Genomic DNA, 14,844 nt, shown 5'->3' with positions numbered 1-14,844 from the left:
ACCTTTGCACACGCGGGAGCTCGGAGCACCGGGCTGAGAGGGCGCTGATATCCGTACATCCGTACGGGAGAGGCTGCGCCGACCGCCGAACCTGTTACCGGGTAATGCCGGCGTAGGGAGTAGGTCTCATGACCACATCGGACGCACGCACGCCTGCCTCGAACCAGAGCGACGAGGCCGGGAAGTCCATCGGTTGGCACAAGGGGTATGTCCAGGGCTCACGCCCGGACCTCCGGGTGCCGGTCCGTCAGGTGCACCTCACCAACGGCAAGGACGTGACGCTGTACGACACGTCGGGCCCCTACACCGATCCCACCACCGATACCGATGTCCGTCGCGGACTCGCACCGCTGCGGGAGAACTGGATCATCGCGCGCGGCGACACCGAGGAGTACCCGGGCCGCCCCGCCCGCCCCGAGGACGACGGGCTCAAGCACACCTCGCCGCGAATGGGGTCTCCCCTGATCGAGCGAAGTCGAGAGCTTGGGGAAGGGCTGCGCAACCTCGACGCGGTCTTCCCCGGCCGCCCGCGCCTGCCCCGCCGCAGCCGGGACGGGCAGCCGGTGACCCAGCTCGCGTACGCCCGCCGGGGCGAGATCACCCCGGAGATGGAGTACGTGGCGATCCGGGAGAACGTCGAACCCGAGGTGGTGCGCGAGGAGATCGCCGCGGGCCGGGCCGTGCTGCCGGCCAACGTCAACCACCCCGAGATCGAGCCGATGATCATCGGTAAGCGGTTCCTGGTGAAGGTCAATGCCAACATCGGCAACTCCGCGGTGACGTCCTCCATCGAGGAGGAGGTGGAGAAGATGACATGGGCGACGCGCTGGGGCGCCGACACGGTCATGGACCTTTCCACCGGCCGCAACATTCACACCACCCGTGAGTGGGTTCTGCGCAACTCCCCCGTGCCGATCGGCACCGTTCCCCTCTACCAGGCCCTCGAAAAGGTCGACGGCCGGGCCGAGGAGCTGACCTGGGAGATCTACAAGGACACCGTCATCGAGCAGGCCGAGCAAGGCGTCGACTACATGACGGTCCACGCCGGCGTGCGCCTGCCCTACGTACCGCTGACCGCCCGCCGCAAGACGGGCATCGTCTCCCGCGGCGGCTCGATCATGGCGGCGTGGTGCCTCGCGCACCACAAGGAGTCGTTCCTGTACGAGCACTTCGAGGAGCTCTGCGAGATCCTCGCCGCGTACGACGTGACGTACTCGCTGGGCGACGGGCTGCGCCCAGGCTCGATCGCCGACGCCAACGACGAGGCCCAGTTCGCCGAACTGCGCACGCTCGGTGAGCTGAACACGATCGCCAAGCGATTCGGCGTCCAGACCATGATCGAGGGCCCGGGCCATGTCCCGATGCACAAGATCAAGGAGAACATCGACCTCCAGCAGGAGATCTGCGAGGAGGCGCCGTTCTACACGCTCGGCCCGCTGACCACCGATGTCGCCCCGGCGTACGACCACATCACCTCGGGCATCGGTGCGGCGATGATCGCATGGTGGGGCACGGCGATGCTCTGCTATGTCACGCCCAAGGAGCACCTCGGCTTGCCCAACCGGGACGATGTGAAGACCGGCGTCATCACGTACAAGATCGCGGCCCATGCGGCGGACCTCGCCAAGGGGCACCCGGGGGCTCAGGACTGGGACGACGCGCTCTCCGATGCCCGTTTCGAATTCCGCTGGGAGGACCAGTTCAATCTGGCTCTCGACCCGGTCACGGCCCGGGAGTTCCACGACGAGACGCTGCCGGCCGAGCCGGCGAAGACGGCGCACTTCTGCTCGATGTGCGGCCCGAAGTTCTGCTCGATGAAGATCAGCAGAAGCATCACAGAGCAGTTCGGAGGTGACGCCAGCTCGACGCCTGAAGAGATCGAGGCCGGGATGCTGGAGAAGTCGAAGGAGTTCGCGGCGGCAGGCAACCGTGTGTACCTGCCGCTCGCGGAGACGGGCGGCAGGTCGGCCGGCTGACCCGGCCGCCTCAGCGGAGGGGGGCCCGCCAGGCCACCAGTCCCGGCTGGCCCGCCTCCGCGAAACCCACCGCGAACGGCTTGTCGCCGTCGTCCGTCACCAGGTGGATGCTGCACTCCGTCACGCTGTCGCCCGGCGGGATCGTCCGGGCGACCCAGTCGGACGGACAGCCGGGGATCTTCGTGTCGAGGACGAAGGGGGTCTTCCCCCATATCTGCCGACCGCCCTCGGTGAGCAGGCGGACGTGGTCGGCCTGGTCGGCGTAGAGGTCTTTCGGGCCGGTGTTGGTGTAGGTGACCGACACGTAGTACGGGACGCCGCGCCGCTCCTTCTCGTTGAGGTTGAGGTCCAGACCCGCGAGGTCGGCCGCGCTGCCCCGGCGTACGGACACCAGCGTGGCGGGCAGTTCGAGGACGCCGTCCTCGTGGGCGTCCCACCGGACGCGGACGAGGTCGCCTGGCTCCGCCAGCCCGGCGGACGCCGCATCGAGGCCGCCCTCGACGGGCCAGGTGGCGACCGCGCCGCCCTCGTCGAGGTAGCCGTCGGCGTTGTGCGTCAGCGACAGCACGCCGACGCCCTCGGGCAGCGCGTAGGTCACGCAAGTGTTGTACGAGTCGCCGGGCGCCAGCGTCTTCGGCGCGGTGTCCGCGCAGGGCAGGTCGACCCCGCCTGCCCTGCCGCCGCTGATGTAGACCTCCTCCCCGCGCGCCCAGTCGGTGCCGTTCAGGGCGAAGTTGCTGTCCACCATGTAGGCAGCGGGGATCCTCTTCCGACCGGTGTTGGTGACCTCGAAGCTGAGGTAGTGGGGGACCATGCCCTTCAGCTCTTCGTCCGCGCGCGCCCCCCGCATGTCCTCCTCCGAGCCCCGGACCAGGCTCTTGACCGTGATCCTGACGGCGTACGACCGGTGGTCGGTGTCCGTGTGGACGACGTCCCGTGCGCCCGTCCGCACCGGCAGGTCCGTCCAGGAGGCAGGCCTCTCCGCAGCTCGCTCCACGGCCCCACCCGCACCCTGTTCCCCAGTGCACCCGGCGAAGAGGGGTATCGCCGCCGCGCTCATGGCGGCCTTCTTGACGTAGCTGGACAGGCGCATGGACTTCCCTTGCCGCACGATGATCCGGATCCGCCGGAGGACTGACGCATCGTAGGACGTCACACCGGAGGCGGAGGCAGAGGCGGAGGCGGCGGGTGGAGGGCCCGGTGCGGTTGCTGTCGCTTCTGGCCCTCAGCGGGAGTCTGGCCGAGCCGCAGGACCGAGAGGCTGGTCACGTTGCGCGCTCAACGCCGCCACGCTCGTACGGCTCCTCCACCGGAGGAGGCGCCCGAGACCGGAGAGGCCCCCGGGTGCTGAGCTGCGACCTCGCGCGCAGTTCGGGGCCAGTGCTGTCCGCCCTTCTGTTCGATGCAGATCTCCCAGGACATCCGTCGGGAACACGGCGGTTCCCAGGCGGAGATCGACGCGGGCATGGCCGAGAAGTCCAAGGAGTTCGCGGCGGCCGGCAACCGGGTCTATCTGCCGATCGCGGACTGACGCGGGACGCGCGCAACGGGACGCCGGCCCGAGAGGCCAGGACTTCTCGGGCCGGCGTCCCGTCGGCCCGGTGCCCGGACCCGGTCAGTCCAGTTCGTGCTCGGGGCCGCCGAAGTCGGGGCTGGTGAAGTCCGGGCTGGTGAATGTCGGGCGGGGGCCCGCCGCCGGACCGTCGTCCGGGCTGGTGAAGTCCGGCCGGCTGTAGCCGATCTTCGGGATGCGGTTCGCCGAACGAAGCGGTGTGCGCGACGCGGGGCCGGCGTCGGGGTCGGCTAGCGCGTCCCGCAGGAACGGCAGTATGCCGCGCTCCAGCAGTGCGTGGCGCCATGCCTCTCTGGCGCGCGCCACATCCTCCGGCAACTCGTTCTCGGCATCCTCGGCGGGCTGCGACGCCGACCCGTTGCGCAGCGCGGTGATGAGCAGTCCGACGGCGGCGGCCAGGATGGCGGCGGCCATGACCGCCGCGAAGAACCAGCCTGCGGCGACCATGGTGGAGGCGAAGGACGGCGGCGGATTGAGCAGCCTCAGCAGATAGCCGGACAGCAGGAATATGAACGCGGCAGTGCCGGCCAGCACGGGCGCCAGGACCGTGACGACGGCTCCTATGCCGGCGCCCGACTGGTTCCGGCCGTCAGTGCCGGACCCGTGGCCCGGATCCTGGCCCGCTCCTTCGGCCGGTCCGCGCAGCTCTTCGCGGGCCTTCACATAGTGCTCGTACTCGGTGGCGGCCGTCGCGGTGATCAGCGCCGTGGCGTCCAGCGCCATGGTGCGCAGCTGCACGGCGTTGAGCCGCTCGCCGACCGCGGCCAGATCCGGTCGTTCATGGGCGTGACGCAGTGCGTCGTCGAGGATCCGCTCATACTCGGGGCGGTCCTCGGCCAGCAGGTGCGGAGCGCTGTTCATGTGCATCCCCCGATGCTCCGTAGGGCCTGAGTACCCGCTCGGACCGGGCAGTTGGGCGGAAACGGAGGAGAGCCTGCTACTGATACGCCGATGGTAGAGCGCCCACGGCACGAGGTGACAGGGGGTTTCCGGAAATCGGCCCAGCGGTCTGCGTGGTCAGGTCGTGGATGCGTCTTCCCAGAAGAACGTCAGTCATGCAGGGGCAGTTGGACGACCAGTAGCTTTCCGGCCATGGTCACTCCACCGTCCATGGCGATGGCGAGCCCGTCCGCGTACACGTGCGGGCCTTCGACCACGGGGCCGGAGCCGTCCTCGCCGTCCTCCGAGCCGACCTCGCCAAGTAGGTACGGAATGGGGCTGTGACCATGGACGATGCGCTGACCGCCGTAGGCCGACATCAGCTCCCGGACAGCCTGCGGCCCCGCCTCGTCGCGGAAGGCGAACCGCTTCGTGAGCTTCCGGAAGAGGTCCCAGCACTCATCGGCGTCGTTACGCGTGAGAATGGCGTGCACGGTGTCGTTGACGTCCTCGATGGTGGCGCCGTAGTCGAGGTACGCCGTCGTGTCGGAGTGCATCAGCAGATGCCCGTCCTCCTCGACGATCGCGTCGAGCCGCGACATCCACTGGAGGTGGACGTCCTGAAGACGCTCCATGTCGTTCTTCTGGCCGCCGTTGAGCAGCCAGGCGGCCTGGAAGGTGGCTGTACCCGCGCCGGAGTTCACCGGGGTGTCGCCGAACCGCTTGGCGCCGATGAGCAGCAGTTCGTGATTGCCCATCAGCGCCTTGCAGTAGCCGCCCGCGGCCGCGGCCTCGGCGGAGAGGCGCATCACGAGGTCGATGACGCCGATGCCGTCGGGGCCCCGGTCGGTGAAGTCACCGAGGAACCAGAGCCGGGCATTGCCCGCGGACCAGTTGCCCTCGGCGTCGATGAGGCCTTGTTCGGCGAGGGCGGCGTGGAGCTCGTCCAGATAGCCGTGGACATCGCCGACGACGTACAGCGGCCCGAGTCCCGGCTCCGGCACGGGCCGCGGGTCGGGGACGGCCCGCACCTGGACCGTGTCACCACGGTTGATCACGGGAAGGTCGCGCGCGGTGGGTGTGTACCCCTCCGGCAGCTCGTCTCCCGGAACGGCATTGCCCGGGTGCGGCGGTGCAGGCGGCACCGGAGTCTGCGCATAGGGCGGTACGCGGAAGTCACGCAACGTCGCAGTCCGCACCACGGGTTCCTGACCGGCCCCCTGTGTCATCGACCCCTCCACCACCGTCGCGCCGCCGTACACCTGACGGGCCCTGCTGGTCGGGGCGGTCCGCGGTGTCGTGCGCCCATCATAGGAATGCGGATCGTGCTGTGTGACGCACCAGGGGTGGTGAATCCGGGCGCACATCAGGTTCACCGGCCGTTTGGTCCGAAATCGCCTGATCAATCCCCGGCGGGAGAGCGCGGTGGGCTGACCGTGGTGCGGGGCGGACGGCGTTGCGAGGACGTCCGGACGATGAGCTCTGTCGGTATGACCTGCTCCACCGGTCCGTCGTGTTTCACACCTTCGATGGCATCGATCAGGAGCTGGACGACCGCCGTGCCGATTCTGCGCGGCTTGAGCGAGAGCGTGGTGATGGGGGGCTCGGTCGTCGCGTACACGGTGGACTCGCTGCAGCAGACCAGCAGAAGGTCCTCGGGGACGCGCAGACCGTAGCGGCGGGCGGCTGCCAGCAGGTCGGTGCCATTGGGGTCGAAGAGCCCGTAGACGGCGTCGGGCCGGTCCGGGCGGGCGAGTAGCCGGTCGGCGGCGACCGCACCCGCGCACGGGTCGTGGGCGGGGTAGGACTCGTACACCGGGGCCTGTCCCACGCGCTCGCACCAATGGAGGTACGCGGTGGTGGAGAGACGGGTGTACGTGTCGGTGGTGGTGCCGGTGAGCAGGCCGATGCGGCGGGCCCCGGCGGCGGCGAGATGGTCGAGGAGGTCGAGCACGGCGGCCCGGTGGTCGTTGTCGACCCAGGCGGTGACCGGGAGGGTTCCGGCCGGCCGTCCGTCCGAGACGACGGGCAGCCCCTGGCGTACGAGCTCCGTGACGACCGGGTCCTGGTCGGATGGGTCGATCACGACGGTGCCGTCGAGAGCGACGTTCGACCAGACGTCATGGCGTGAGGTGGCGGGCAGGATGACGAGGGCGTAGCCGCGGGCGAGCGCGGCGGAGGTGGCCGCTCTGGCCATCTCGGCGAAGTAGGCGAATTCGGTGAAGGTGAAAGGTTCGTCCCCGTAGGTCGTCACGGTCAGGCCGATGAGGCCGGACTTGCCGGTACGGAGGGTTCGGGCCGCGGCGGAAGGGCGGTAGCCCAGGCGCTCTGCGACCTCGCGGACATGGCGGCGGGTGGCGTCCGGGAGCCTGCCCTTGCCGTTGAGCGCGTCGGAGACGGTCGTGATGGAGACTCCGGCGGCGGCGGCCACATCCCGGATTCCCGCTCGTCCTTGCCGGCTGCCGCGCCGGGGTGTCTCCGCCCGGCTCACCTGGTGCTTCCCTGCTGCTGTCATGGCGAGCCGATAGTAGGGCGCGGACGGGAGGTTGGCCCGGTCGCACACTCACTTGTTGACAGGCACGTTTCTGCATGATCAATAAGTATCAAATGCCTTGCAAATCAAGGGCGTTGGCTGGATCGATCGCAATGTGTCATGTATCGAACCCGATGGGCCTACTAAATGGCCGATGTCTCGAAGAGGTCTCATCTCACCTCTTCGAGGGACGCGCGCCACGGAGTGAGCCACCGGCGCACGTCGGGGAGGGAAACGCTCCCCCCATTCCCGGTCGCACCGGACGATTGGACGTTCCGGCCATTCGCAGCAGCGCCCAATCCTCATAAGGTGAGCAGTATTGATGTGTACAGACGGTCGAGGAGGACCTGCGGTGAGCGAGACGAGCCCCAAGCTGCGCGCCGAGCTGGACGGCGTTCCCGCCTATGTACCGGGCAAGCCGGCTGCCGCCGGCGGACCGGTTGCGTTCAAGCTGTCCTCCAACGAGAACCCGTATCCCCCGCTGTCCGGGGTGATGGAGTCCGCCCTGGCCGCGGCTGCGAACTTCAACCGCTATCCGGACATGGCCTGCACCGGTCTGATGAATGAGCTGGCCGACCGTTTCGGTGTGCCCGTCTCTCACCTCGCCACCGGAACCGGCTCGGTCGGTGTGGCGCAGCAGCTGCTCCAGGCCACCTCGGGCCCGGGTGACGAGGTCATCTACGCCTGGCGCTCCTTCGAGGCGTACCCGATCATCACGCAGGTCAGCGGTGCGACCTCGGTGAAGGTTCCGCTGACCGACGGTGAGGTGCACGACCTCGACGCGATGGCGGACGCGATCACGGACCGCACCCGGATGATCTTCGTCTGCAACCCGAACAACCCGACCGGCACCGTTGTGCGCCGGGCTGAGCTGGAGCGGTTCCTGGACCGGGTGCCGGGCGATGTCCTGGTGGTGCTCGACGAGGCGTACAGGGAGTTCATCCGCGACGTCGAGGTGCCGGACGGCATCGAGATCTACCGGGACCGGCCCAATGTGGCGGTGCTGCGGACGTTCTCCAAGGCGTACGGCCTGGCCGGTCTGCGGGTCGGTTTCGCTGTGGCTCACGAGCCGGTGGCGGCCGCACTGCGCAAGACGGCGGTGCCCTTCGGGGTCAGTCAGCTCGCACAGGACGCGGCGGTGGCCTCGCTGCGCGCCGAGGACGAACTCCTGGGGAGGGTCGGCTCCTTGGTGTGCGAGCGCGAGCGGGTGCAGCGGACGCTGGCGGACCAGGGGTGGACCGTGCCGGAGTCCCAGGCGAACTTCGTCTGGCTGCGGCTCGGGGACCGTACTGCAGACTTCGCCGCGGTGTGTGAGCGGGCCGGTGTGGTGGTCAGGCCGTTCGCCGGCGAGGGTGTGCGGGTCTCGATCGGGGAGGACGAGGCGAACGATCTGTTCCTGAAGGTGACGGAGTCGTACCGCAAGGAGCTGTAGATCGGCGCAGGCCGCCTGCGCACACCGGAAGGCCCAGGGCCCCGTACCTCGATCGCCGAGGTGCGGGGCCGTTGCGTTCGAGGCCTGAGGGGTGCCCGGAACGCGGCGCTTCCGTGTGTCTGCTTCGGGGGGATTGGTCGGAACATCCCAAGAGGGGTACCCCGCCCGAACGTCCCGAAAGTCTGTGCGTCATAATTGCTTGTGAATGTGAACGCGTTCACAAGCGTGTCCTGTTTCCTCCCGTCATTAGTCGGATTAAAAGGGCAAACTGCCGGTGTCACTACGGCGAATTAAGGAGAAGACGACGTGGAGCTAGCTCTGGCGCCGGAAACCCTGGCGCGATGGCAGTTCGGTATCACCACCGTCTACCACTTCCTGTTCGTCCCACTCACGATCTCTCTCGCTGCGCTCACCGCCGGCCTGCAGACCGCCTGGGTGCGGACGAACAACGAGAAGTACCTCAGAGCGACGAAATTCTGGGGCAAGCTCTTCCTGATCAACATCGCCATGGGTGTCGTCACCGGCATCGTCCAGGAGTTCCAGTTCGGTATGAACTGGTCCGACTACTCGCGGTTCGTCGGCGACATCTTCGGTGCCCCGCTCGCGTTCGAGGCACTGATCGCCTTCTTCTTCGAGTCCACGTTCATCGGGCTGTGGATCTTCGGCTGGGACAAGCTGCCGAAGAAGATCCATCTCGCCTGCATCTGGATGGTCTCCATCGGGACCATCCTGTCCGCCTACTTCATCCTGGCGGCCAACTCCTGGATGCAGCACCCGGTCGGCTACCGGATCAACAAGGAGCGCGGCCGGGCCGAACTCACCGACTTCTGGCATGTGCTCACCCAGAACACCGCGCTCGCCCAGTTCTTCCACACCATCACCGCCGCCTTCCTGGTCGGAGGCGCGTTCATGGTCGGCATCGCCGCCTTCCATCTGGCGCGCAAGAAGCACATCCCGGTGATGCGGACCTCGCTGCGGCTCGGACTGGTCACCGTGGTGATCGCCGGACTTCTCACCGCCATCAGCGGTGACCAGCTCGGAAAGGTCATGTTCAAGCAGCAGCCCATGAAGATGGCAGCCGCCGAGGCGCTCTGGGAGGGGCAGAACTCGGCACCCTTCTCGATCTTCGCGGTCGGCGATGTGGCCAAGGGCCACAACACCGTGGAGATCTCCATCCCGGGGATACTGTCCTTCCTCGCCGACGACAGCTTCACTTCGTACGTCCCCGGCATCAATGACATCAACAAGGCCGAGCAGGAGAAGTTCGGTCCCGGTGACTACCGGCCCAACATCCCGGTCGCGTTCTGGAGCTTCCGCTGGATGATCGGTTTCGGAATGGCGTCCTTCGCCCTCGGCATCCTCGGACTGTGGCTGACGCGAAGGAAGTTCATGCTGCCGCCGGGGATGAGGACCGGTGAGGACGAAGTGCCCCATCTGGTCCTCTTCAAGAACAAGGCCCTCAGCCCGAAGCTCGCCAAGTGCTACTGGATCGTCGCGCTCTGGACGCTGCTCTTCCCGCTGATCGCCAACTCCTGGGGCTGGATCTTCACCGAGATGGGTCGCCAGCCCTGGGTCGTCTACGGCGTGCTCCAGACCCGCGACGCGGTCTCCCCCGGCACCTCACAGGGCGAGGTACTCACTTCGATGATCGGCTTCACCCTGCTCTACGCCGCGCTCGCGGTGATCGAGGTCAAGCTGCTCGTGAAGTACATCAAGGCCGGACCGCCGGAGCTCACGGAGGCCGACCTCAACCCGCCCACCAAGATCGGCGGCGACGACCATGACGACGCCGACCAGCCGATGGCCTTCTCCTACTGAGAGCAGAGGAGCTGAGAGATGGAACTCCACGACGTCTGGTTCGTGCTCATCGCCGTCCTCTGGACCGGCTACTTCTTCCTGGAGGGATTCGACTTCGGGATCGGTGTCCTCACCAAGCTGCTGGCCCGCGACCGCAAGGAGCGGCGAGTTCTGATCAATACGATCGGGCCCGTCTGGGACGGAAACGAAGTGTGGCTGCTCACCGCGGGCGGTGCGACCTTCGCCGCCTTCCCCGAGTGGTACGCCACCCTGTTCTCCGGCTTCTACCTGCCGCTGCTGATCATCCTGGTCTGCCTGATCGTGCGAGGTGTCGCCTTCGAGTACCGGTCGAAGCGTCCCGAGGAGAAGTGGCAGACCAACTGGGAACACGCGATCTTCTGGACCTCACTGATCCCGGCCCTGCTCTGGGGCGTGGCCTTCGGGAACATCGTGCGCGGCGTGAAGATCGACGCCGACATGGAGTATGCGGGCACCTTCTGGGACCTGCTCAACCCGTACGCCATCCTCGGCGGACTGGTCACGCTCACTCTCTTCACCTTCCACGGTGCCGTGTTCGCGGGGCTCAAGACCGTCGGGGACATCCGGGAGCGGGCGCGCAAGCTGGCGCTTAAGCTCGGGCCGGTCACCGCGGTGCTCGCACTCGGCTTCCTGATCTGGACCCAGATCGACAGCGGCGACGGCTGGAGCCTGCTGGCGATGATCATCACCGTGGTGGCACTGGTCGGTGCGATCGGTGCGATCGCGGCGGGACGTGAAGGCTGGTCGTTCGCGCTCTCCGGCGTGACCATCGTGGCCGCGGTCGCGATGCTCTTCCTGACGCTCTTCCCGAACGTCATGCCGTCCTCGCTGAACGACGCCTGGAGCCTCACGGTCACCAACGCCTCGTCCACCCCGTACACGCTGAAGATCATGACCTGGTGCGCGGGGATCGCCACCCCGGTCGTCCTGCTCTACCAGGGCTGGACGTACTGGGTGTTCCGTAAGCGCATCGGTACGCAGCACATCGCCGAAGCGCACTGAACGCACCCGGGGCCTGCCCGACCCTGATTTGCCGGACAGGCCCTGGTCCGCCGACCGAGCTCACTGGGGGCTGTTTCACGTGAAACCGATCGACCCGCGCCTGATCCGCTACGCCCGCGCCACCCGCCTCTTCCTGGCAGCCGTGGTGGCACTCGGAGTTGTCGGGGCGGCGCTGGTCATCGCCCAGGCCATGCTCATCGCCGAAGTGGTGGTGGGCGGGTTGGAGGACGGACTGACCGTCTCCGGGCTGCGGACTCCGCTGATCATGCTCGCGGCCGTCGCGCTCGGCCGGGGGCTGGTCTCGTGGCTGACGGAACTGGCCGCGTACCGGGCCAGCGCGGCGGTCAAGTCCGAACTCCGCGGCCGGCTGCTGGAGCGGGCCGCGGCGCTCGGGCCCGGCTGGCTGAGCGGGCAGCGCACCGGCTCCCTGGTGGCGCTTGCCACCCGTGGGGTCGACGCCCTCGACGACTACTTCGCGCGATATCTGCCGCAGCTCGGACTCGCGGTGGTCGTCCCGGTGGCGGTCCTTGCCAGGATCGTCACCGAGGACTGGGTCTCGGCAGCGATCATCGTGGTCACGCTGCCGCTGATCCCGCTCTTCATGATCCTGATCGGCTGGGCCACCCAGTCGCGGATGGACCGCCAGTGGCGGCTGTTGTCCCGGCTCTCCGGGCACTTCCTCGACGTGGTCGCCGGACTTCCGACGCTGAAGGTCTTCGGCCGGGCCAAGGCCCAGGCCGAATCCATCCGCACCATCACCTCGCAGTACCGGCGGGCCACGCTGCGGACGCTGCGGATCGCGTTCCTGTCGTCCTTCGCCCTGGAGCTGTTGGCGACCCTGTCGGTGGCCCTCGTCGCCGTCACCATCGGCATGAGGCTCGTGCACGGCGAACTCGACCTCTACACCGGCCTGGTGGTGCTGATCCTGGCGCCCGAGGCTTATCTGCCGATCCGCCAGGTCGGCGCGCAGTACCACGCGGCCGCCGAGGGGCTCTCGGCCGCGGAGGAGATCTTCTCGGTCCTGGAGACCGAGCCCCGGCCGGGCGGTACGGAGAACACTCCGGAGTCGCTGCGGCTGGAGCTGGAGGGAGTGACCGTACGGCACGAAGGCCGTACCGAAGCTTCGCTGGACGGGGCCTCGTTGGTGGTGGACGAGGGGGAGACCGTTGCCCTGGTCGGCCCGAGCGGTGTCGGGAAGTCCACCTTGCTCGATGTGGTGCTGGGATTCACGGCACCCGACGAGGGACGGGTGCGGATCGGCGGCGTCGATCTGGCGACGCTGGCCCCCGAGCGCTGGCGGGAACGGATTGCCTGGGTGCCGCAGCGCCCGTATCTCTTTGCAGGCACGATCGCGGAGAACGTACGACTGGCCCGGCCGGACGCGGACGACGACGCCGTGACGGCAGCGCTGCGGGACGCGGGGGCGTACGACTTCGTGGCGGAACTGCCGGACGGCGCGCAGACGCTCCTCGGCGAGGACGGCGCAGGCCTCTCCGCCGGCCAGCGCCAGCGCCTCGCGCTCGCGCGGGCCTTCCTCGCCGATCGGCCGCTGCTGCTGCTCGACGAACCGACCGCGAGCCTGGACGGCGAGACGGAAGCGGGCATCGTCGAGGCGGTACGGAGGCTGGCGGCGGGGCGGACCGTGCTGCTGGTCGTGCACCGCCCGGCGCTGCTCTCGGTGGCCGACCGGGTGGTGACACTGGAACCGGGCCTGACACTTCGGCCGGAGAAGCCCGAGGTGTTCGCCGCGGTGCCACGGCCGACGAACGCACCCGTCGGCGAGAGTGACACTGTGCCGGAGCCAGGGGTGCTGCGGGACACCGCGGCACGCTCGGGCCAGGTCCTGGCCCGGGTCAGGGAGGCCGCAGGGGCACAGCGCGGACAGTTGGCGCTCGCGCTGCTGCTGGGAAGCCTCGCCCTGGCCTCGGCCGTCGGGCTCATGGCCGTCTCCGGCTGGCTGATCTCCCGCGCCTCCGAGCAGCCCCCGGTGCTCTATCTGATGGTCGCCGTGACCGCTACCCGCGCCTTCGGCCTCGGACGGGCCGTCTTCCGCTACGCCGAGCGCCTGGTGTCGCACGACGCTGTGCTCAAGATGCTTGCCGAGCTGCGCGTTGCGGTCTACCGGGGGCTGGAGCGCATCGCGCCGGCCGGTCTGCGCCGCACCCGGCGCGGGGACCTGCTCTCCCGGCTCGTCGCCGACGTCGACGCCTTGCAGGACTACTGGCTGCGTTGGCTGCTGCCCGTCGGGACCGCCGTCGTCGTGGGGGCGGCGACCGCCGGATTCATCGGCTGGCTACTGCCTGCGGCAGGCGTCGTGCTGGCCGCCGGACTGCTGCTGGCCGGAGCGGGAGTACCGCTGGTCAGCGGCGCCTGCTCCCGCCACGCGGAACGCCAACTGGCCCCCGCACGTGCCGATCTGGCCACCCGGATCACGGACCTGCTCGGCGGGACCGCCGAACTGACCGTTGCGGGCGCCCTGCCCGCCCGCTCGGAGCGGACCCGGGAGGCCGACGGCGTCCTGACCCGCATCGCCGCCCGCGCGGCCACCGCCACCGCGCTCGGCGGCGGCCTCATCGCTCTGATCGGCGGCCTCACCGTCGTCGCCACCGCACTCGTCGCACTCCCCGCCGTGTACGACGGCCGGCTCGCGGGCGTGGAGCTCGCGGTGGTGGTACTCACGCCGCTGGCCGCCTTCGAGGCCGTGACCGGTCTGCCGCTCGCCGTGCAGTACCGGCAGCGGGTCAAGCGGAGTGCGGAGCGGGTGCACGAGGTGCTGGACGCCCCACTGCCCGTGCACGAACCCGGCAGCCCGGCCGAGACACCCGGATCGCCCTTCCCGCTGGAGGTACGGGGGCTGTCGGCCCGCTACGCGCAAGCGGAGCGGGACGCCCTGGACTCCGTCGACCTGAGGCTGACGGCCGGCCGACGCATCGCCGTCGTCGGTCCCTCTGGCTCCGGGAAGACGACTCTCGCGCAGGTCCTGCTCCGTTTCCTGGACGCACGGGCGGGGACGTACCGGATCGGTGGTGTCGATGCCTCCGCACTGGAGGGGGACACGGTCCGGCAGTTCGTCGGGCTGTGCGCCCAGGACGCCCATATCTTCGACAGTTCCATCCGGGAGAACCTGCGGCTGGCCCGTACCGGTGCGACGGACGAGGAACTGCGGGCCGCTCTCGACCGGGCACGACTGCTCGACTGGGCCGAGGCGCTGCCCGACGGGCTCGACACTCTTGTCGGCGAACACGGCGCACGCCTCTCCGGCGGCCAGCGCCAGCGCCTCGCCCTGGCCCGGGCGATCCTCGCCGACTTTCCCGTACTCGTTCTGGACGAGCCCGCGGAACATCTCGACCTGGCGACCGCGGACGCCCTGACCGCGGACCTGCTGGCCGCCACCCGGGGGCGTACGACGGTACTGATCACCCACCGCCTCCAAGGGCTCGAAGCCGTCGACGAGGTGGTGGTGCTGGATGCCGGACGGGTCGTGCAGCGGGGACCGTACGCCGGTCTCGCCGCTGAGGAGGGGCCGCTGCGCCGGATGTTGGAGCGCGAGCGGGAGACCGTACGGGTGCCCGGGAAAGCCGTGGGCGCACGGGCATGAGCCGGGCGGCACGAT

The 14,844-nt window shown here is 68.9% G+C and carries 10 protein-coding genes and 1 riboswitch; of the genes, 6 read left to right on the top strand and 4 right to left on the bottom strand.

Features of this window, described 5'->3' with window-relative positions:
- The first annotated feature begins 2 nt into the window (after positions 1 to 2).
- Positions 3 to 136: riboswitch (TPP riboswitch) on the top strand.
- Complete coding sequence (gene thiC, locus NRF20_RS22815; protein ID WP_398628422.1) at positions 129 to 1,976, top strand: phosphomethylpyrimidine synthase ThiC; 1,848 nt, start codon at positions 129 to 131, stop codon at positions 1,974 to 1,976. Its footprint overlaps the riboswitch before it by 8 nt.
- Before the next feature lie 10 nt (positions 1,977 to 1,986).
- Here the strand turns inward: thiC and NRF20_RS22810 are convergent, their stop codons facing one another.
- Entirely contained in the window at positions 1,987 to 3,069 is a 1,083-nt protein-coding gene (locus NRF20_RS22810) for a hypothetical protein (protein ID WP_398628423.1), read from the bottom strand.
- A gap of 309 nt (positions 3,070 to 3,378) precedes the next feature.
- Between NRF20_RS22810 and NRF20_RS22805 the strand changes: the two genes are divergently transcribed.
- On the top strand, positions 3,379 to 3,507 hold the full coding sequence (locus tag NRF20_RS22805) for a hypothetical protein (RefSeq protein WP_398628424.1): 129 nt from the start codon (positions 3,379 to 3,381) through the stop codon (positions 3,505 to 3,507).
- Positions 3,508 to 3,591: 84 nt separating this feature from the next.
- On the opposite strand, the gene NRF20_RS22800 is transcribed toward NRF20_RS22805, so the two are convergent.
- From NRF20_RS22800 to NRF20_RS22790, 3 genes are all read right to left on the bottom strand, one after another.
- Positions 3,592 to 4,416, bottom strand: coding sequence for a hypothetical protein (locus NRF20_RS22800; protein WP_413753197.1), 825 nt, complete (start codon positions 4,414 to 4,416; stop codon positions 3,592 to 3,594).
- Between the two features lie 182 nt (positions 4,417 to 4,598).
- Complete coding sequence (locus NRF20_RS22795; RefSeq protein ID WP_398628426.1) at positions 4,599 to 5,657, bottom strand: metallophosphoesterase; 1,059 nt, start codon at positions 5,655 to 5,657, stop codon at positions 4,599 to 4,601.
- A 173-nt stretch (positions 5,658 to 5,830) separates the two neighbouring features.
- The gene (locus NRF20_RS22790) at positions 5,831 to 6,943 is read right to left on the bottom strand and encodes a LacI family DNA-binding transcriptional regulator (RefSeq protein WP_398628427.1); all 1,113 of its coding nucleotides are present in this window, start codon (positions 6,941 to 6,943) and stop codon (positions 5,831 to 5,833) included.
- Between the two features lie 370 nt (positions 6,944 to 7,313).
- Between NRF20_RS22790 and hisC the strand changes: the two genes are divergently transcribed.
- The 4 genes from hisC (at position 7,314) to cydD (ending at position 14,829) form a co-directional block, all read left to right on the top strand.
- On the top strand, positions 7,314 to 8,393 hold the full coding sequence (gene hisC, locus NRF20_RS22785; RefSeq protein WP_398628428.1) for a histidinol-phosphate transaminase: 1,080 nt from the start codon (positions 7,314 to 7,316) through the stop codon (positions 8,391 to 8,393).
- Between the two features lie 306 nt (positions 8,394 to 8,699).
- Positions 8,700 to 10,211, top strand: coding sequence for a cytochrome ubiquinol oxidase subunit I (locus NRF20_RS22780; RefSeq protein ID WP_413753196.1), 1,512 nt, complete (start codon positions 8,700 to 8,702; stop codon positions 10,209 to 10,211).
- Between the two features lie 18 nt (positions 10,212 to 10,229).
- Positions 10,230 to 11,231, top strand: a complete 1,002-nt coding sequence (gene cydB / locus NRF20_RS22775; protein ID WP_266359746.1) for a cytochrome d ubiquinol oxidase subunit II — start codon at positions 10,230 to 10,232, stop codon at positions 11,229 to 11,231.
- A 79-nt stretch (positions 11,232 to 11,310) separates the two neighbouring features.
- Positions 11,311 to 14,829 carry a thiol reductant ABC exporter subunit CydD gene (cydD, locus tag NRF20_RS22770; protein ID WP_413753195.1) on the top strand — a complete coding sequence of 1,173 codons (3,519 nt, stop codon included), beginning with the start codon at positions 11,311 to 11,313 and terminating at the stop codon, positions 14,827 to 14,829.
- Positions 14,830 to 14,844 lie beyond the last annotated feature (15 nt).

This window comes from Streptomyces sp. R-74717 (assembly GCF_047305335.1).
GTDB classification, from domain to species: Bacteria; Actinomycetota; Actinomycetes; order Streptomycetales; family Streptomycetaceae; genus Streptomyces; species Streptomyces atratus.
The sequence above is the reverse complement of the archived record's forward strand: the minus strand, read 5'-3'. Positions and strand labels throughout refer to the sequence as shown.